This is a genomic window from Ferdinandcohnia sp. GQ5 (genome assembly GCF_059759275.1).
The window spans coordinates 93,922-112,063 of sequence record NZ_JCAXEW010000019.1 but is presented as its reverse complement, the minus strand read 5'-3'; the positions used below and the strand labels follow the sequence as shown (position 1 = coordinate 112,063).

The following is an 18,142-nucleotide window of genomic DNA, read 5'->3' as shown; positions in this document are numbered from 1 at the left end:
TAGGACCGTAAGCTTATTTTTTCTTCACTTTTGCAAGCTCTGTTGAACCCGCTGTTGCTTGGCCACTTCCAATTATCTCAAACGTTTCAACTGCATCAAAATTAGTGATGATAATTGGTGTAATTGTACTCGCTGCCTTCTCTCTAATTAAATCTAAATCAAAGGTTACGAGATCGGTTCCAACCTCAACTTTATCCCCTTCTTTTACATGTGTAGTGAAGCCTTCACCCTTCATGTTCACTGTATCAAGACCTATATGTATAAGAAGTTCTAAACCTATTTCAGTTTTTATACCAATAGCATGTTTAGTCGGGAAGACCTGAATTATTTCACCTTTCACAGGAGAAACGACTTTCCCTTCTGACGGATCGATCGCAAGGCCATCGCCCATCATTTTTTGAGAAAAGACAGGATCTGGAACCTCTTCTAGGGCAAGGATTTTTCCATTTGCAGGAGCCACTAACACTTCCTCAATTTTTTTATCTTTACTTCCAAATAATTTTTTAAACATAATAAGCCTCCAATATTATAGATATGTTTAGTTGTATCATACCCATATTAAGAAAAAAAGAATTATGATTGGGTTGAATAGCATATCTCATTTTGTCAAAATATTGTCGAGTATGCAAGTAATATAGAAGGATTATCGGTGAATATGTCGAATTTCTAACAAAAAGCAGTATTCAAAAATTTTAGAAATAAGAGGGAGATGGAGCAAAAGTTGTTAGAGCATATTGGACATGTTCTTTACCATGTATTAATCGTTATTTTTCCTATTCTTATATATTATTTATTGACTATCCAAGATAATCATTCTTCTCCAAAGCTTCACCGAAATAAACTTCTTGGAATGATTATCATTATGCTTCTTTTAACTGTCACTTTCCCAGTAACATACGCGAATGGATTCGCTTATGATTTTCGGATAATCCCGATATTTATCGCATTCCTCTATATAGGATTTATCCAAGGAATTGTTGTTATATTAATTATGCTAGGTTATTTATTACTGCTTGGATATACTAACGTTCTCCTGTCTATTATGAATTACGCAATTATTGTATTCATTTTTTATTTTCTCTTAAAAAGGTACCATTCTCTTCTATTAAATAAAAAGCTAATCACACTTACATGTATTTACAGTTTCATTGTTATAACAAGAGCAATTACCTTAGTAAAATATAACCAAGTTGATCAAATTCTAATTATGATCCTTTTTTCGTTTATTACGTGGATTACCATCTTATTAGTAGTTCTACTTATTGAGAACTTAAAGCAACAAATTCTCTTACAAAGGGAATTAAGACGTTCTGAAAAATTGAACGTAGTTAGCCAACTAGCAGCATCAGTTGCCCATGAGGTACGCAATCCGCTAACTACAGTAAATGGATTTCTTCAGTTAATTATTCGAGATGATAACATTACTGATAAACAGCGAAATTATATCGTTATTACCCTTTCTGAATTAAATCGTGCACAATCGATCATAAATGATTATTTATCTCTTGCTAAGCCAAATAATAGTAATACTGAATTGGTAAACATCAGCGAAGAACTATCAAAAACGGTTGAACTCATGACATCTTATACAAATATTCAAAGCATTGAGGTTGAAACCTTCATTGAAGACTCGCTATACATTAACGGGAATAAGGATGAAATCAAACAAGTCTTGATAAATATTATTAAAAACGCAATAGAAGCAATTGGAAATGACGGCTTATTGCAAATAAATGCTTTTGCAACAGACCAAGACATTATTGTTAAAATCACTGACAATGGTCCTGGAATGACAAAAGAACAACTTTCCAAAATAGGTACCCCTTTTTATTCAACAAAAGATAAAGGAACTGGCGTAGGGCTGACCATTTGTTTTCAAATTATTGAGCAATTAAAAGGTTCAATCGATGTAGAAAGTACAGTTGGGATAGGAACCTCTTTTCTTATCAAGTTACCAATATCCAAAAATCCTCCAATATATTAAAACATGAGGTGATGCATAATGTGTGGTCGATTTACTCTTTTTGCAGAGTACGAAGATATACTTAACCGTTTTGATATTAAAGCGGCAATTGAACAAGATTTATATCAACCAAGCTATAACATTGCCCCTTCACATTCGGTCCTTTCAGTTATAAATGACGGTACACAAAATCGCTTAGGTTATTTACGTTGGGGCTTTGTACCTTCATGGGCAAAGGATGAGAAAGTCGGATATAAAATGATCAATGCACGCGCTGAATCATTGGCTGAAAAACCAAGCTTCAGACATGCCTTTAAACATAGACGCTGTCTGATTATTGCGGATAGCTTTTATGAATGGAAAAAAGGGCCTAACAAAACAAAAACACCGATACGAATTAAATTAAAATCGAATGATATATTCGCAATGGCGGGAATCTGGGAACGTTGGAAATCTCCGGATGGGCATACCTTATATTCTTGTTCAATCATTACCACAACCCCAAACGAACTAATGAGGGATATTCACGATCGTATGCCAGTTATATTAAATAAAGAGGACGAACAAGCATGGCTTAATCCATCTCTAAAGGATGTATCGAGGGTTTCACATCTACTCAAACCACTGACTGCTGACAACATGGAGGCATATGAGGTTTCGTCTTTAGTAAACTCGCCTAGCAATAACTCACCAAATTTAATTCAAAAAATATGTTAATGAAGAAAACGACTAATTTCTATCACGGATTAGTTGTTTTTTATTTTTTTAAAAGCTAATTATCTCAAAACTATTATTTTAGTATACCGAAACTCTTGTGACTATAAGGTAGTCATTTTTACTTATGTATAGGTTTGAAAAACTTGATTTCTATGATCAATAATGCCTATACTTTCATAACTTTCCTTTATGTCAAAGAGTTCTATGTTTTTTAAATACCAAATTTTTCACCTTAAAATTTCATTTCCAACTCTTAAATTTTATACACAATTGACAATTTTCGTGTTAAACTAACAAATATTATATTATTCATATAATATTAATTTCATAAGATAATAAGATGGACAACCATGAAAAAGGGGGAAAGAATATGAAAGAAATCTTTTACAAATGGAATCAGATTAGCCTAGTTAAACGTATATTTGGTGGTATTATCGTTGGTATCCTATTAGCATTAGTCGTACCAGAAGGAGCAAAATGGGTTAGTATTTTTGGTTCATTATTTGTAGGTGCACTAAAAGCTGTTGCACCTGTATTGGTCTTATTCTTAGTTATTGACGCCATCTCTAAACACAGAAGTGGAACCCAAACAAATATCAAATCGATTATCGGCTTATACGCAATAAGTACATTCTTAGCTGGATTCGTAGCCGTTTTGGCAAGTTTTATCTTTCCAGTAAATCTGTCACTTGTTTCTGGTGCAGAAGACCTTTCACCTCCAAGTGGTATTTTAGAGGTCCTTCAAACATTACTATTTAATATTGTAGACAATCCGATTAATGCCCTAATGAATGCAAACTACATCGGAATTCTAGCTTGGGCAGTTGTTCTTGGAATTGCATTAAAAAATGCAAACGACACAACTAAGACATTAATTACCAACGTATCTGATGCAATCGCAACAGTCGTAAAATGGGTAATCAGCCTAGCTCCTATCGGAATCATGGGTCTAGTGTTCGACGCATTTGTAACAAATGGACTATCTGCATTAATGGAATATGGAAAAATCCTAGGCCTTTTGCTTGGCTGTATGTTCTTTATTGCACTTATTGTGAATCCTTTAATTGTCTATTTCTACATTCGTCAAAACCCATATCCACTTGTATTTAGATGTCTAAGAGAAAGTGGGCTAACAGCCTTCTTTACTCGAAGCTCAGCAGCAAACATTCCGGTTAATATGAACCTTTGTGAAAAACTAGGATTAAATAAAGATACTTATTCTATTTCAATCCCATTAGGCGGAACTGTAAATATGGCTGGTGCGGCAGTAACGATTTCTGTTCTTACTCTTGCAGCTGTTCATACACTCGGCATTCAAGTTGATTTTGCAACAGCTCTAATTCTTAGCGTCTTATCAGCAATTTCAGCAGCAGGTGCATCTGGTGTTGCCGGTGGGTCACTTTTACTTATTCCTTTAGCGTCAAGCTTATTCGGAATTCCGAACGATGTTGCCATGCAAGTCGTTGCAGTTGGTTTCATCATCGGTGTCCTACAAGACTCTTGTGAAACTGCTCTTAACTCATCATCGGACGTACTTTTCACTGCAACTGCTGAATATGCTAAGAAACGTAAAGAAAAGAAGAATGTTACGGTTAAGTCGGCTTAATCCTTTATTTAAACATATTAATAAACACAATAAGACAAAGGGACTGATACGTTCTCTTTGTCTTTTTTTATCAAGATTGTTTTTTAATAATTTTTTCTCTGTTATCTGTTTGTGGAGGCTCCTCCAACCACCCATGTTTAATCATAATATTTGCCCCATCCTCAGCGTACATCGAAATTTCTGGAATTAATGATGCATATCTAAATCCTATATCTCTCCTTGGACTAGCCGCCATGGCCATTCCGAAATTCCCAATACCCGCTGCAATCATTGCTGACACATGAAACATAATAAGTTTATCAGAGAAAACACTCGCATTACTATCTGTAACAGCTGAATCCCAACTCATTGGAGCAGGAAGATCCTCTTTGATTAAAAAGTCGCTAAAAAGTTCTATATATTTTTGCGAAAGTTTCTTTCCTCTTACTAAGAATTTTTTTACATCATCACCTTTTGCAGTTTGTGCAAATCCTGTCATCAGTACCTTACCAATCGCATTGGTCTGTATATTTAAAAATAAATGACTAATTTCAATAGAGGTTAGTGCTCTTTTCTTCCCCATGAAACCAGCTAAAAAATGCTGTTTCTCTACAAAATCAACCTTGTCGGGAATAGATATATACGGAGGTCTTACATATATTCCTTGTTTTAACATTAATTCACGTGTTTGGTCCTGCAATTCAACACCTAAATTTAATACCCGCTTATGAAAAGCAATTACATCGGGCCGTGTCGCAAGGCCCAGTGCTCCACTACTACCTGCCATTCCGAGAATAGACATTTGCCTTAGGTACATTAATACGAAAGTATCAGAAAATAGTCTAGGCGCTTTAAAATCTACATCCTGTTCTGTAAATCCTAATGGGATAGGAAATTCTTCTTTTTCAAAAATTTCACGTACAATTTTTTGGTTTTCTTTAGATGCTTCCAGTGTATATTCAATAATTGGACGTACTTCCTCATCTTCAACTTTATCTAAAAAATACAAATTAACACATTCAGCTAACGTATCGTTTATGTATTGTGTCCATAAGCTCGACATCTCCGCAGCTGTTAGACGAATCTTGTTTTTATCCTCCATGTGAACGACCAACCTCCCAGTCTAGTCCTAACAAGGATAATTTCTCCAAAAACGGATAAAATTATTATAATTATTATCCAAAGTCTAAAAATAAACGCAAAAAAATCACTTGAGAAAACTCAAGTGATCTCATGATGATTCCGAGAGGGCTCGAACCTCCGACCCCTACCCTGTCAAGGTAGTGCTCTCCCAGCTGAGCTACGGAATCACTATATGAATAATTCATAATATACATCCGTTTTGAGTGTTTGTCAATTAAATTCTAGTCATTTTATCGTGAATACATAATTTTGTGGTTTTTGCTATTTGTCGTTCACTATTTTCCTATGAAAATATTAACATCGTAAAAACCATAAATATATGTTATTATTGACATATATTCATTTTATTTGTATAAATATAATATCAAGGCAAAGTACAATTTAATAGTCGCTGAATTCCCATTTTTGGGAAACGGGGGAACCATAAACGTGCAAAAGAGCACACGGGGTGAATCCTTTTTTATAAAGGTAGGAGATACTCTTCATCCGAATCCGACAGCTAACCTCGTAAGCATTTGGAGAGAGCATTGTTGCGCAATTTTATCGATAAGCCACGAGCCACACTCTCGTGGTTTTTTGTGTCTTACGAAAAGAATGCTGTTCTTCGACATGCGCATTCCCATTTGTTTTGCCAAAAAAAGAAAACACTTTCAATACAACTTAGAGGAGGTTTTTTATGTCATTAACTAAGAAGATTTTATTAGGTTTAGGTCTTGGTGCGATTGTAGGTCTTATTTTGAATTTAACATCACCTACTGTTTTTGAATATGCAAATACGTGGGTATTCGTTCCATTGGGTCAAATTTTCTTGAATTTAATTAAAATGCTTGTTGTTCCAATAGTCTTGGTATCTATTACTCTAGGAGTTACTGGCCTTGGTGATCCAAAGAAGCTTGGAAGAATTGGTGCCAAAACGATAACATATTTTTTAGCAACTACAACGATAGCGATTACAATTGCCATCGCTCTTGCTTCCATTTTCAAACCTGGTGCTGGTGGAGCTTTTGATACGCAAGGGGCTACTTATGATGGGGCTACTGAAGCTCCTCCATTCATGGAAACCTTAATTGGAATTATCCCGACAAATCCATTCACGTCAATGACAGATGGTAATATGCTTCAAATTATTGCATTTGCAATTTTTATAGGTTTTGCTCTTACCGTGTTAGGCGAAAAAACGAAAGGTATTGTAAATTTATTCGAACAAGCAAATGAAGTATTAATGTATCTTGTTAATCTTGTTATGAAGACGGCTCCTTATGGTACATTCGGATTAATTGCAACAGCTATTGGTGGCCAAGGGTATGCTGCAATAAAAGCAATGCTTGCATACTTCCTAATTGTACTTGCCACTCTACTTATTCACGCAGCCATTACTTATGGTGGCACGATTGCATTATTAGCAAAACGAAACCCTATTGAGTTTTTCAAAGGTTTTGCGCCTGCGATGACAGTTGCTTTTAGTACGTCAAGTAGTAATGCTACACTCCCTATATCAATGGAAACTGCACAGAAAAATCTTAAGGTTCCTGAACCAATTAGTAGCTTTGTTCAACCATTAGGTGCGACTATCAATATGGATGGTACAGCTATTATGCAAGGTGTAGCCACCATTTTCATTGCACAGGTATACGGATTTGACCTAACTTTTACTCAAATTATTATGGTTATCTTAACGGCTGTACTTGCTAGTGTAGGTACTGCTGGTGTTCCTGGTGTTGGTTTAATCATGCTAGCAATGGTTCTAAATCAAGTTGGTTTACCACCAGAAGGTATCGGTTTAATTATTGGTATTGATCGTTTACTTGATATGACACGTACAGCCATCAATATCACAGGTGATGCTGCGTGTGCTGTATATGTTGCAGAATCTGAAAAGAAACATATGGATGAAGCAGCAGCTTAATTTTTAATTTGTACCGAAAGCGACAGGGAGTTTTTCCTGTCGCTTTCCTATTTTTCAAGCGTTATAATAGTGATGCAACATAATTGATCGAATGTTTGGAGGTTTAAAAAGATGACGATTAATAAAGGTACTGTTAGGGAAATGACTATACATAGTAAGATTTTAAATGAAGAACTTGAGCTTATCGTTTATTTGCCTGCTACCTTCTCCCCTCTATATAAATATAATGTACTCATTGCTCAGGATGGGCGCGATTACTTTAATCTAGGCAGGGTTGCGAGAGTTGCGGATAAGCTAATTGAAACAAGTGAAATAAGCAATACCATAATTGTTGGAGTTCCTTATAAAAGCGTTGCAGACCGCCGTAAGAAATATCACCCAGATGGTGAGCAGCATGATTTGTATAAGCGTTTCTTAGGGGAAGAACTTGTCCCATTTCTTGATCAAGAGTTCCCGACCTATCAAATGGGACAAGGACGTGCATTAATCGGGGATTCTCTGGCGGCGACGATTTCACTACTAACAGCACTTGAATACCCACATACTTTTGGAAAGGTGATCATGCAATCTCCCCTTGTAAATGATCATGTTCTGTTACAGGTTGAAAGTTTTGCAGACCCATATCTCCTTGACTTATATCATATAATCGGGACAGGTGAAACCGAGGTGAAAACAACAAAGGGTAATATTGAGGATTTTTTAACGCCAAACCGAAAATTACATAAGCTCATTGTGAGCAAAGGTTTTTCCTATTTCTATGAAGAATTTAACGGTAATCACACGTGGAAATACTGGCAGCCTGACTTACCAAGGGCACTTTCAAAAATGCTCAAATAGCCGTTTTTTTATTCTATCATTTTCAAATATTTGATATAATTATATTATTATTTTTCGTTTACAACATTTGGTACTTCACTTTTTGAAATTTAAAACTATAGGAGGGCAATAAAATGAAATACGGCATTGTTATCTTCCCATCCAAAAAACTTCAAGACATCGCGAATTCATATCGTAAACGGTATGACCCGCATTATGCATTAATCCCACCGCATATCACACTAAAAAACACATTCGAAGCATCCGATCATGAGATTGTGGATATTACAAGGGAATTAGCAGCGGTAGCTAAACAGGTAGATTCATTTAAATTAAATGTGTTAAAGGTGAGTTCGTTTTCTCCTGTAAACAATGTAATTTATTTAAAAGTAGATCCAAATGAAGAATTACAGACATTACATAATGCCTTACACTCTGGCTATTTTGCTGGAGAACCTGAATATGCATTTGTGCCACATATTACAATTGGGCAAAAACTATCTAGCGATGAACATTCAGATGTGTATGGTCAGTTACGTATGTTAAAAATGGATCACGAAGAGCAAATTGACCGTTTCCACCTCCTCTATCAGTTAGAAAATGGTTCTTGGACCGTTTACGAAACATTTCGTTTAGGAAAGGAAAATTAATGACATTATGGAAGCAAGAATTGTAACGAACAACAATGAAAAAGACGATGCCTACACAATAAGAAAAGTAGTTTTCGTTGATGAACAAAAAGTACCTCTTGAAGAAGAGATTGACCAATTTGAAGATGAGGCAACACACGTTGTCCTTTATGATCATAATGAGCCTGTAGGAGCTGGCCGTTTCCGCGTTGTTGACGAGTACGGCAAAGTGGAACGTATCTGTGTTCTTGCTTCACATCGAAAAAAAGGTGCAGGGAATTTGATTATGCATAAGATGGAGGACATCGCTAGAGAGCAAGGCATTTCAAAATTAAAGCTCAATGCTCAAACGCATGCAGAAAACTTCTATAAAAAGCTTGGTTATGAAACCGTATCTGGTCTTTTTATGGATGCTGGAATTCCTCATGTCACAATGGTTAAGGAAATATAAGGATGTCGAATGACATCCTTTTTTTCATGGATAAAAAAGGGTAAACCTGCTCATTCTACCATAGAGAGGTGAATGAGTTGGAATTTTTTAGAATTGCATTTGATTTAGTAGTTGGTCTGTTAGGATTACTGGTTCTTACAAAAATATTAGGTAAAACACAAATTACACAAATTACACCTTTTGATTTTATCTCTGCCTTAGTACTTGGTGAATTAGTTGGAAATGCGGTTTATGATCAAAAAATTGGCGTATTACAAATACTATTTTCCATTATTGTATGGGGAGTATTAATTTATGTAATTGAATTAATAACTCAGAAAGTTCGAAGGACTAGGCCTTTTCTTGAGGGAAAGCCAACAATTATTATTCATCAAGGAAAGATAATTAAAGAACATTTAAAGAAAAACAAACTTGATATCAACCAATTACAGCATCTTCTTCGGGCGAAGGATGTTTTTTCAATTAGAGAAGTAGAGTATGCAATTTTAGAAACAGATGGCTCCATTAGCGTCCTAAAAAAGTCTAAATATGACCCACCCACACGCCAAGATTATAATATGGCGGAACAGAAGGTTCGTCTCCCTATTACATTAGTAAGTGATGGCATATTAATTCAAGAAAACCTAGAGGAAAGTGGATTTACTGAGGCATGGCTACATTCGGAATTGAAAAACCAGGGGGTAGCCACGTATAAGGATTTGCTTATTGCAGAATGGCATGAAGAGGAAGGCCTGTACGTTCAAGAATTTTAACCTTCCTATTTTTTATATAGACTCATTGTAAAGCAGCCCTTTGCCAGTATATTGAGAACGAATATTTTCAATATATTGGCTTTGTTTTTTTGTCATTGCTTTACGTTCAACATGGTTTAAGCCATGCATTTGCTGATTCATATTTAATGACATTGGATTTACTGGATTTAACTTAATTTGGTTTGTTTTATAGATTGTAGTCCGATGTACATATTGAGTATATTGTTCATTATTAATTGGTAATATATATCCCATGTTTTGCCCTCCATCCTTTTTCATTAGTTTTATGTATCGAGCATTTACATTATGTTATATATTAAAATTTTCGAAGTATCTCCTGTATTTATAAGGGTCGTATCAGAAAAGGCCTGGCAATTTCGCCAGACCACACGCTTACTTTTTATTAATCATTTTTGAAATAGTGTTAAAGTCCATTTTTTGGTCGCCATTTACAATGCTATTAACAATTTTGTCTTCAAGCTGTTTGTTTACCGGCTTATTTGCAATTTGTGAAACCTTTCTAATTACAGAGCGAACTGTGTTTTCATCCTTAAAATTCGCATTTTGCAAAGAGTTTGCTAACTGGAATACATCCTGCATATTTACGCCTGTTTTCTTTTCGATATTCTTAAAAAAGTTATTGTCCATTTTGAAGCCTCCTTACTTTGTGTTATATCGTATGACCCCCGCCTAAAAGTGGTGCATGTCGCGGGGTAAAACCTAAATTCATTATTTCGGGTAATAAATGGAGAAAGTACGAGTCGTTTGACTCGTACCTCAATTTGGGGGAATGTTGATATTAGTTATAGAAAGAAGCACCTACAATAATTAATAGGATGAATAATACTACGATTAATACAAATGTACTACCGTAGCCATATCCGCCACCGCCATAACCGTAGCCGCCAAAGCCGCAACCACCGAATCCGTAGCCCATATTTTTGCACCTCCTCTTAAAAAGAGTACATTATAAAATATGTTACTAAGTGTGTTTTGGTGAGGACAGGAACACAGGGCAAACGCGGAATTTCAGGGTCCTTATCCCTCTATGTTTTTCTCTAACTCTTGTTGTTTTTTAGAAAACCATTGATCAAGTTTTTCCATTCTTGATTCAAACTGTTTTTCAAATTTACTAGCCTCAGTATCTAACTTCCTTAACCCCTTTTCGTTTTCTGAAGCCCATTTATCTAATTTTGCCTTCGCTTCATCATGGTCTTTGTAGTAATCCGCAACAAAACGTTCGATCTCTTTTTCAAATTTGCTCATAACGCTACACCTCCAAGTACTATATAAAATGCTAAAAACAGGCTACCTGAGCCTGTTTTTATCGTTCGATTTACTTAATTGCGTTATGTGCGTTAATACAACCTGCACCATAGGTATTTAAAATCAATACCTTTCCATTTATCTCACCTTTTAGTAAATCTTTTTTATATCTTCCGGAATATATTTTTTATTCTGTTTCTTTTTATATTTTCTTAGGTTTCATTGATAACTTTTCGAGTGTTTTGTGCAAAAAACAGGGTGTCCATGTAAATGGGCGATTTAAATTTATTGGTTTTTTCTGGGGCTTTTGACCATTTTGGAACCATAATTCCTTATAAATTGAACCATTGAAAATCCAAACATTTTACTAACCACCTTAATTACTATAAATTAATGTAAGAAAAGTTGAGATAGTTTTTTAAGCGGTGTTTGTCCAATTACGACCCCCAATTTTCTAGTATTCATAGATTTTTAATAGATTTGTATTACTAATTAATTTAATGTTTCTTTATATAAAAAAACAGACTAATCAGCCTGTTTTTTCTTGTCTATCAATATCTGTTTTTATAAAAGTTCCCATGTTAATGGTGTCCCACGTTTTGTGTCTTTTGAAATTTTTTTCCCTAATAAATTCTCATAGTACCTTGGATGTAATCCAAAACCAGGTCTAATCGATTTTAGGTTTTCAGAAGTGAAGACATCACCAGTTTTCATATCTTTTGTAATATATAGTGAACGACGATATTTTTTTGAGGGTATTTCATGATTCGTTGGTCCATACGTTATTTCTCCTAGTGACTGCCAAGCTCTTGCTGTCTCAATGACAAGTAACTCCATCTCCTCTGGTTCAATTGAAAATACAGAATCTACCCCACCATCGCTTCGATTCAATGTGAAATGTTTTTCAATAACCGTAGCACCTAATGCAACACTTGCAACAGCTACACCAATTCCCAAGGTATGATCTGACAGTCCTACCTGACATTGAAATAATTCTTTTAAATGAGGTATCGTATTTATATTTGTATTTTTAGGTGATGCTGGATACGAACTTGTGCATTTTAACAAAATAATATCTTCACATCCCGCTTCTCTTGCTACTCTCACTGCCTCTTCAATTTCTGCTACAGTTGCTAAACCTGTTGAGACGATCATAGGTTTACCTGTTGAAGCTACCTTTTTTATCAGCGGTATATCACTGATTTCAAACGATGCGATTTTATAAAATGGGACACCTAATCCTTCCAAAAAGTCCACTGCAGTTTCATCGAACGGAGTACTAAACGGAATAATACCCAACTCTTTACACTTTTCAAAAATTGGCTTATGCCACTCCCAGGGGGTATATGCCTGTTGATACAGACTGTATAATGAATTTCCGTTCCAAATGCTGTCTGAATCATTTATATAAAAATCACTGTTTTCAACATTAAGTGTCATTGTGTCTGCAGTATACGTTTGAATTTTCAAAGCATGTACGCCAGACTTTGCAGCTGCCTCAACAATCTTTAATGCTCGCTCTAATGATTGATTATGGTTTCCAGACATTTCTGCAATAATGAACGGAGAATGCGTGGACCCAACTAATCTCCCTCCTAAATTTATCTCCTTCATAAAGACCTTCCCTTTCTGTTAAGATTGAATTTTTCGTCCTAATAGGAAAGCTTCAGCCGCTTGTTTACCTATATTCGCACCTCGCCAATAGGCTTGGTATTCTAATGCTTTTATAGAACGAGCATGTGGCCATTCTCTCATTTCATAATCATAAGCCTCCAAGGATTTTAGTTTTAGAGACAAAGTATCTGTAATATCTACATACCAATTAGGTACAAATGGAGGTGCTGAACCTGCTGTCATCCACTCCGTGCTGGAGGCTGTTTCAAAAAATAAAAGTTCTTCGACAAAGTGATTTTGAGGAAAAGGCCGGCAGGCTGTAATTACAGCTTCATGAATGCGGCGGTGATCAATATTAACATCGCCTATATGGTGCGTATATATAATATTGGGTTTAATCTCATCTATTAGCTCTTCAACTATTTTGATAAGATCTAAACGATTTAGTGAATCTAAACGATTATCCGGTAAGTCTATTAATTTCAGGGAGTGTACACCTAGAATTTCATTCGCCCTTTTTGCTGCAGAACCTAATTCAGATAATTCTTCTTTATGCGCGTTTCGATCTCTTGATTTATCTCTACTTGTAATACCTTCGGCGAGAATAACAGTATGAACTTTATCACCCTCCTTAACATGCCTTGCGATAGTTCCCCCACACCCCAATACCTCGTCATCAGGGTGTGCTGCAATCACTAATACTTTCTTGTTCATGTAACATCCTTCCTTTTTCTTATTTTTACATCTGCATGTATATGATCAGGTTTTAAAGAACATCTTTCAAACTCTAATCGAAATTCCCCTATTTCTATAAAAGCTTTTGGATAGCCATCTGCATCTAGCATCCTTATATAATCAAAAACTTGTTCTATTGTTTTTAATTGGCTAATATCCCCATCTTTAGGCTTTCTTCTTTGAAATAAGACCGGCTCTCCTTCCTGCTTTATAGGGGTAGGCTGATGTTCAATGATATTAATAATCATATCTTTTATCGTTTTGGCCGCACGCACGTATATCTCTTCCGCATTGCCAAATAACGATAATGGTTTCTTCATATATACTGGCCCAGCATCTAAATCCTTTTCACACTTCAATGCAGTAATTTTTGTTTCATAAATACCTCGACTAATCAAATTTTGTAATGGGCTCCCTCCTCTTCCAAATGGAACGTCTGTCATGTGGAAAATAACACTTTCAAAGTGATTGTATATTTCGGAGGGAATGATATAAGACCAATGAAGAAAGAAGACATATCTTGGATTCATTTCGAGTAATCTTTCCTTTTGCAAGTCTTCCTTCTTATCTATCCAATAAACTTCATGTTCTAACTCATTAGTTAATTCTTGAAAAACCGAGTGATATCGTTCGTGATTAGCAACTACAGCTATCTTCACATACATCAATCCCTTTACGTACTAAATCATTCAAAATAAAAGGTCGTTGGAATTCATACCAATCTTTATTTAAGAGACCATACGTATATACATCTATAAATTTATCATCCTTTTTTATGTGACCCTTAAATAAACCTTCTTGTTTGAAACCTAATTTTTCATGGAACTTCACACTGGCAAGATTGTATGCTAGTATCTCCCCATAAATTTTGTTCATCTTCAGTTTTTTATAGGCGTAGTCAAAAGCTAAGGTTGCCATTATCGTCCCCGACCCTTTAGCCGCATCATCCCTACCAAGATAAAACCCCCAATAGCAATGCTCATGCTTATAGTTAATTCTATTAAAGTAAACCAATCCCGTTGGAATATCATCCATAAAAAATAATAAATAAACATCGTTTTTGGATTGAAGGATATGTTGAATCCATTGTTGATGTTCTTCCATCGTAATGATTTTTTCATTGTACATATTTTTTCTAATTCGATCTTGATTACGCCATGACAATATGGTATCTAAATATTCGGAAGTTAGAAATTGTAATTTGTACTTCATCCTTTTAATTCCTTTCACAAATTGCATGAATAAGAGAGTGGAAATTATCATTTTCATTCTTCAGTAGGTCTTTAGATAACTTTTCCATTTGTATTAATTGATCTGGGGTAACTAATAAAGATTCAAGTGTTGAAGTAATAAATTTTTCAGTAACCTGCTCTTTTGAACCTAAATAGCAAACGATCTTACGTTTGCTTAATGTAGACGCGATTAATTCTTGATTCTTTGCAATCGAGATTAAAATTGTAGGTAATCCCATTACACATCTTTCCCAAGTTGCTGTTCCCCCTGCTCCAATACACAAATCAGCTTGATTCATCAATTCAGCCATATTATTCACCTGAAGATGAAATATAATATTTTTACTTTTATTGCAAATAGCCTTTAGATTTTCTTTGTTTTCGTTATTACTACCTACTACAACATCAACCATAATATCCTCTCGAGATAATGCCATAATAGCGTTTATCGCCTTCAATGTTTCGTTTGTAGGGTCAATACCTCCAAAGAAAATTAGAATACGGCGGATCTGACCATTTCTTTCTCTTAAACAGTCTTTCCTATCCAAAAACTCTTTTCGCAATATTGCAAATTCTGGCCCTAAAAATGTTTCACAATTGTCTGGTACTAACGCATTGTATCTCGTATCCATATCCTCGTAGAAATTCTGATCTAATAGAAAGTGACATTTATGTTTTCGATCCGCTAAATCATCAATTACCATAATACGCTTTACATAAGGTATTAACTCTTTTTCCCATTCAATATCAAGTGCATAATGATCAATTACTAATAGATCAACACGTTTATCTTTGATAAAGCAAATTGTTTCGGCTGCATCTTCTTTTTGAGATACTTTTAGCCAATCGGCATGTAAGACATGCCCTCGAATGTATTTTGCATCTTTTCTTGGCAAAACAATTACTGGGAACCCCTTACTTTGTATATAGTCACAAAGATTTCCTTCATGTTTCCGACAAATAAATGTAATTTTTGCACCATGTTCATTTAATTGCTCTGCTAGAGTTAAGCACCTCATCACATGCCCTGTCCCTATTTCAAACGAAGCGTCTACACGAATAAATACATTCATTCTGGTTTTTTCTCTCCATCACTTTTTTGTTGGATATGAGCATTAAGAAGAAATAAATCATTTCTTTTTTCTAATAAACGGGTTATATCTTCTAGATCAAAATTAGGATTCTTAGGATAAAGAATTTCTATAATGTTTCTTATTAACTCATAGTCCTCTTCCGTATCAACTGTAAGACGGTATTTACTTAAATCACTCTTGTATTTAACATTTTTTATTTGAAACTGGGTAGGGTTTCTGAGAATATAAGTGGTGACATGCTCCCGATATAGATGTTCGATGCCTTGCCTATACGACTGTTCGAGCGCATTAAAGGAAAAAACCTCGGTATCAAATCCTCTAGGATACGTTCTTTCAATCGTATTTGAAACATAATCATACCTTGGAGAGTTTTGTAGAAATGTAGTGATGATTTGATCTATTATACTTGGACTAATCAATGGACAATCTGAAGTTATCCTTATGATAATATCGGCCTTCGATTCCAATGCTGCATCATAATAACGTGATAACACATCTTCTTCAGACCCACGGATATAATCGATTGATAACTGCTCACACAAATCAATAATTGCCTGGTCGCTTTTCTTTGTCGTTGTGGCCACTACAATGTTGTCGATTATTTTCGACTTTTTTACTCGTTCAATTTGATATTCTAATAATGTTTTTCCTAATACTTTTTTTAAAACTTTTCCTGGTAGCCTCGTGGATCCCATCCTAGCCTGAATAATAGCTACTATTTTCATTAAAATCACCTTTGAAATTCATAATTAATTATTCATTATTCGTTAATTTATTCACTAAATGTTTTAATCGCTCTCCCGACGTCGTATCCAGAGAATAGGCATACGATAAAAACTCCATTCTTTTCCTTTGTTCATAATTTACAAGTTTGCCATTTAAATAATTTATAACCTGCTTTGCAAGTAATACGGGATCTTCTTGGATCAATTTCTCTAATGCATTAAAGTAACCTGAAGGTGCAGAAAACTCATTGTTAAGAACAAAAGCGGGGCGATCAGCTAACATAGCTTCTAACCCTACAGTTGAATGATACGTGACTACCACGTCAACATATTGGAGAATATCATAAAGTTCGATATTCATTGATGGAAAAACAGAAGAAGACTCTTTCGTTAGTTTATAGGGTTTTGTACTAGGATAGTCCTTGATAATAATATTTACATCCGTTTTTCTCAAGAGGTATTGAATAAAATCCCTCCACCTATCAATACCTTTCTCACCTCTAACAATCATTAATATCGTTTTCTTTTCTGGATCTAGACCTATACTTTCCTGAAACTGATTCTTAGAAATCGAAGGAGATCGGAAAATCAAATCAAATCGGGGATGCCCAATAATTTCAACGGACTGATCATTTACCCCCATTTGCCTATACCACTCAACTTCAAAATTCCCATAAACAGCATTAACTGTTGCTATTTGAGGAAAATACCCAAATTCACTTGAAATAATACCATGCTGCATACAGATTGTTGGAATTCCCTTCTCTGCTGCAACAAGTGCTAATGTTCGACTTTCTGGATAATGAGTTGAAGCAAATATGATACAGGTTGTAGGAACACTGTTCAAAAACTTTCTTGATCCATTGATAAGTTTTATGGTTTTCTCAATTTGATTGAATAATACCTGTTGAAACCCCGTATCACTAAATAGTGGATGTTTATTATATGTGTTGATTATTTTTTTTGCATATTGAGTATTTTTAACAATTTCTGTTTGTACTCCACTCTTTTCGAGGAATTGATTCAAATAATAGACAGGCAGACCATAAGATTCATTATTATCATTTGTGCTTGTTGTTATCATTTTTCTATCCTTTAGCATAATCGTATTGGAAGGATTAAAATGCTGATTTATGGTTTGCTTCGGAAAACGTAATAAATTTGCAACATCATGTAATACGACTTTTCCACCTTTTCTACTCATTGTATTCTCTCTTTTATGCAAGTTAATAAATGAATCGAATATAGATTGAACCTCTCCCGTGCTTTGAACAGTGTTCTTTAAATACTTGCCAAAAGACTCTTCGTGTAACGCATTTACCAGTTCTTTATTTTTTCTAATGAGACTTCGAAAATGAAATAAATAAGGTAGTGAGATTCCTTTATACGTTAATCCTTTGAAACTATCAATAAAATCAAGGTATAAAGACCAATAGTTTCGTTTATAGGTGTCCATTATTACCCCCCTTTATATTTTAATATTCCAATATGAAAGTAACTAACCTTCATACTAT

Annotated in this window: 21 protein-coding genes, 1 tRNA gene and 1 riboswitch; of the genes, 8 read left to right on the top strand and 14 right to left on the bottom strand. The window is 34.9% G+C overall.

Going from position 1 to position 18,142, the window contains the following annotated elements:
- Positions 1 to 13: 13 nt before the first annotated feature.
- Positions 14 to 511, bottom strand: coding sequence for a PTS sugar transporter subunit IIA (locus AC6CHV_RS20895; protein ID WP_341332277.1), 498 nt, complete (start codon positions 509 to 511; stop codon positions 14 to 16).
- Positions 512 to 709: 198 nt separating this feature from the next.
- Here AC6CHV_RS20895 and AC6CHV_RS20890 point away from each other — a divergent pair, with 198 nt between their 5' ends.
- The 3 genes from AC6CHV_RS20890 (at position 710) to sstT (ending at position 4,286) form a co-directional block, all read left to right on the top strand.
- Positions 710 to 1,984 carry an ATP-binding protein gene (locus AC6CHV_RS20890; protein WP_341332278.1) on the top strand — a complete coding sequence of 425 codons (1,275 nt, stop codon included), beginning with the start codon at positions 710 to 712 and terminating at the stop codon, positions 1,982 to 1,984.
- Positions 1,985 to 2,002: 18 nt separating this feature from the next.
- Positions 2,003 to 2,680: an SOS response-associated peptidase gene (locus tag AC6CHV_RS20885; protein WP_341332279.1), complete on the top strand. Its 678-nt coding sequence runs from the start codon at positions 2,003 to 2,005 to the stop codon at positions 2,678 to 2,680.
- A gap of 370 nt (positions 2,681 to 3,050) precedes the next feature.
- Complete coding sequence (sstT, locus tag AC6CHV_RS20880) at positions 3,051 to 4,286, top strand: serine/threonine transporter SstT (protein ID WP_341332280.1); 1,236 nt, start codon at positions 3,051 to 3,053, stop codon at positions 4,284 to 4,286.
- A 70-nt stretch (positions 4,287 to 4,356) separates the two neighbouring features.
- Here the strand turns inward: sstT and AC6CHV_RS20875 are convergent, their stop codons facing one another.
- Together AC6CHV_RS20875 and AC6CHV_RS20870 are read right to left on the bottom strand one after the other, a co-directional pair.
- A complete protein-coding gene (locus tag AC6CHV_RS20875) occupies positions 4,357 to 5,367 on the bottom strand; it encodes a DUF3231 family protein (RefSeq protein WP_341332281.1) in 1,011 nt (336 codons plus the stop codon).
- Between the two features lie 135 nt (positions 5,368 to 5,502).
- Positions 5,503 to 5,575, bottom strand: a tRNA-Val gene (locus tag AC6CHV_RS20870).
- Between the two features lie 212 nt (positions 5,576 to 5,787).
- Positions 5,788 to 5,938: riboswitch (cyclic di-AMP (ydaO/yuaA leader) on the top strand.
- A 146-nt stretch (positions 5,939 to 6,084) separates the two neighbouring features.
- Here AC6CHV_RS20870 and AC6CHV_RS20865 point away from each other — a divergent pair.
- The 5 genes from AC6CHV_RS20865 (at position 6,085) to AC6CHV_RS20845 (ending at position 9,962) form a co-directional block, all read left to right on the top strand.
- Entirely contained in the window at positions 6,085 to 7,314 is a 1,230-nt protein-coding gene (locus AC6CHV_RS20865) for a dicarboxylate/amino acid:cation symporter (RefSeq protein ID WP_341332282.1), read from the top strand.
- A 111-nt stretch (positions 7,315 to 7,425) separates the two neighbouring features.
- Entirely contained in the window at positions 7,426 to 8,151 is a 726-nt protein-coding gene (locus tag AC6CHV_RS20860; RefSeq protein WP_121445328.1) for an alpha/beta hydrolase-fold protein, read from the top strand.
- Between the two features lie 113 nt (positions 8,152 to 8,264).
- The gene (locus AC6CHV_RS20855) at positions 8,265 to 8,780 is read left to right on the top strand and encodes a 2'-5' RNA ligase family protein (protein WP_121445329.1); all 516 of its coding nucleotides are present in this window, start codon (positions 8,265 to 8,267) and stop codon (positions 8,778 to 8,780) included.
- 7 nt (positions 8,781 to 8,787) lie between these two features.
- The gene (locus tag AC6CHV_RS20850; RefSeq protein WP_341332283.1) at positions 8,788 to 9,210 is read left to right on the top strand and encodes a GNAT family N-acetyltransferase; all 423 of its coding nucleotides are present in this window, start codon (positions 8,788 to 8,790) and stop codon (positions 9,208 to 9,210) included.
- 77 nt (positions 9,211 to 9,287) lie between these two features.
- Positions 9,288 to 9,962: a YetF domain-containing protein gene (locus tag AC6CHV_RS20845; RefSeq protein WP_498079608.1), complete on the top strand. Its 675-nt coding sequence runs from the start codon at positions 9,288 to 9,290 to the stop codon at positions 9,960 to 9,962.
- A gap of 12 nt (positions 9,963 to 9,974) precedes the next feature.
- On the opposite strand, the gene AC6CHV_RS20840 is transcribed toward AC6CHV_RS20845, so the two are convergent.
- From AC6CHV_RS20840 to AC6CHV_RS20790, 11 genes are all read right to left on the bottom strand, one after another.
- Positions 9,975 to 10,217, bottom strand: a complete 243-nt coding sequence (locus AC6CHV_RS20840; RefSeq protein ID WP_121445332.1) for a hypothetical protein — start codon at positions 10,215 to 10,217, stop codon at positions 9,975 to 9,977.
- Between the two features lie 138 nt (positions 10,218 to 10,355).
- A complete protein-coding gene (gene spoVIF, locus AC6CHV_RS20835; protein WP_121445333.1) occupies positions 10,356 to 10,610 on the bottom strand; it encodes a sporulation-specific transcription regulator SpoVIF in 255 nt (84 codons plus the stop codon).
- Positions 10,611 to 10,761: 151 nt separating this feature from the next.
- Positions 10,762 to 10,899, bottom strand: coding sequence for a YjcZ family sporulation protein (locus AC6CHV_RS20830; RefSeq protein WP_121445334.1), 138 nt, complete (start codon positions 10,897 to 10,899; stop codon positions 10,762 to 10,764).
- A 101-nt stretch (positions 10,900 to 11,000) separates the two neighbouring features.
- Entirely contained in the window at positions 11,001 to 11,228 is a 228-nt protein-coding gene (gene yjzK / locus AC6CHV_RS20825) for a protein YjzK (protein ID WP_121445335.1), read from the bottom strand.
- 564 nt (positions 11,229 to 11,792) lie between these two features.
- Positions 11,793 to 12,842, bottom strand: coding sequence for a pseudaminic acid synthase (gene pseI, locus AC6CHV_RS20820; protein WP_341332285.1), 1,050 nt, complete (start codon positions 12,840 to 12,842; stop codon positions 11,793 to 11,795).
- Between the two features lie 18 nt (positions 12,843 to 12,860).
- Complete coding sequence (locus tag AC6CHV_RS20815; protein ID WP_341332286.1) at positions 12,861 to 13,556, bottom strand: PIG-L deacetylase family protein; 696 nt, start codon at positions 13,554 to 13,556, stop codon at positions 12,861 to 12,863.
- Positions 13,553 to 14,236 (bottom strand): formyl transferase, encoded by a 684-nt coding sequence (locus AC6CHV_RS20810; RefSeq protein ID WP_121445338.1) that lies wholly within the window; start codon positions 14,234 to 14,236, stop codon positions 13,553 to 13,555. The genes AC6CHV_RS20815 and AC6CHV_RS20810 overlap by 4 nt, the downstream gene beginning before the upstream one ends.
- Entirely contained in the window at positions 14,214 to 14,789 is a 576-nt protein-coding gene (pseH, locus tag AC6CHV_RS20805; protein WP_341332287.1) for a UDP-4-amino-4,6-dideoxy-N-acetyl-beta-L-altrosamine N-acetyltransferase, read from the bottom strand. Before pseH ends, AC6CHV_RS20810 begins: the two co-directional genes overlap by 23 nt.
- Positions 14,790 to 14,793: 4 nt before the next feature.
- Positions 14,794 to 15,882, bottom strand: a complete 1,089-nt coding sequence (pseG, locus tag AC6CHV_RS20800; RefSeq protein ID WP_498079607.1) for a UDP-2,4-diacetamido-2,4,6-trideoxy-beta-L-altropyranose hydrolase — start codon at positions 15,880 to 15,882, stop codon at positions 14,794 to 14,796.
- Positions 15,879 to 16,628, bottom strand: a complete 750-nt coding sequence (locus tag AC6CHV_RS20795; protein WP_121445341.1) for a cytidylyltransferase domain-containing protein — start codon at positions 16,626 to 16,628, stop codon at positions 15,879 to 15,881. The genes pseG and AC6CHV_RS20795 overlap by 4 nt, the downstream gene beginning before the upstream one ends.
- A gap of 28 nt (positions 16,629 to 16,656) precedes the next feature.
- The gene (locus tag AC6CHV_RS20790) at positions 16,657 to 18,084 is read right to left on the bottom strand and encodes a glycosyltransferase family protein (RefSeq protein ID WP_121445342.1); all 1,428 of its coding nucleotides are present in this window, start codon (positions 18,082 to 18,084) and stop codon (positions 16,657 to 16,659) included.
- Positions 18,085 to 18,142: the final 58 nt, after the last annotated feature.

Coding starts and splice junctions, on each gene's coding strand:
- AC6CHV_RS20895 (WP_341332277.1), bottom strand. CDS start 511: ATGTTTAAAAAATTATTTGGAAGTAAAGATAAAAAAATTGAGGAAGTG.
- AC6CHV_RS20815 (WP_341332286.1), bottom strand. CDS start 13,556: ATGAACAAGAAAGTATTAGTGATTGCAGCACACCCTGATGACGAGGTA.
- AC6CHV_RS20885 (WP_341332279.1), top strand. CDS start 2,003: ATGTGTGGTCGATTTACTCTTTTTGCAGAGTACGAAGATATACTTAAC.
- AC6CHV_RS20860 (WP_121445328.1), top strand. CDS start 7,426: ATGACGATTAATAAAGGTACTGTTAGGGAAATGACTATACATAGTAAG.
- AC6CHV_RS20855 (WP_121445329.1), top strand. CDS start 8,265: ATGAAATACGGCATTGTTATCTTCCCATCCAAAAAACTTCAAGACATC.
- AC6CHV_RS20840 (WP_121445332.1), bottom strand. CDS start 10,217: ATGGGATATATATTACCAATTAATAATGAACAATATACTCAATATGTA.
- AC6CHV_RS20795 (WP_121445341.1), bottom strand. CDS start 16,628: ATGAAAATAGTAGCTATTATTCAGGCTAGGATGGGATCCACGAGGCTA.
- AC6CHV_RS20890 (WP_341332278.1), top strand. CDS start 710: ATGGAGCAAAAGTTGTTAGAGCATATTGGACATGTTCTTTACCATGTA.
- AC6CHV_RS20865 (WP_341332282.1), top strand. CDS start 6,085: ATGTCATTAACTAAGAAGATTTTATTAGGTTTAGGTCTTGGTGCGATT.
- pseG (WP_498079607.1), bottom strand. CDS start 15,882: ATGAATGTATTTATTCGTGTAGACGCTTCGTTTGAAATAGGGACAGGG.
- AC6CHV_RS20790 (WP_121445342.1), bottom strand. CDS start 18,084: ATGGACACCTATAAACGAAACTATTGGTCTTTATACCTTGATTTTATT.
- AC6CHV_RS20830 (WP_121445334.1), bottom strand. CDS start 10,899: ATGGGCTACGGATTCGGTGGTTGCGGCTTTGGCGGCTACGGTTATGGC.
- pseI (WP_341332285.1), bottom strand. CDS start 12,842: ATGAAGGAGATAAATTTAGGAGGGAGATTAGTTGGGTCCACGCATTCT.
- spoVIF (WP_121445333.1), bottom strand. CDS start 10,610: ATGGACAATAACTTTTTTAAGAATATCGAAAAGAAAACAGGCGTAAAT.
- AC6CHV_RS20850 (WP_341332283.1), top strand. CDS start 8,788: ATGGAAGCAAGAATTGTAACGAACAACAATGAAAAAGACGATGCCTAC.
- pseH (WP_341332287.1), bottom strand. CDS start 14,789: ATGAAGTACAAATTACAATTTCTAACTTCCGAATATTTAGATACCATA.
- yjzK (WP_121445335.1), bottom strand. CDS start 11,228: ATGAGCAAATTTGAAAAAGAGATCGAACGTTTTGTTGCGGATTACTAC.
- sstT (WP_341332280.1), top strand. CDS start 3,051: ATGAAAGAAATCTTTTACAAATGGAATCAGATTAGCCTAGTTAAACGT.
- AC6CHV_RS20875 (WP_341332281.1), bottom strand. CDS start 5,367: ATGGAGGATAAAAACAAGATTCGTCTAACAGCTGCGGAGATGTCGAGC.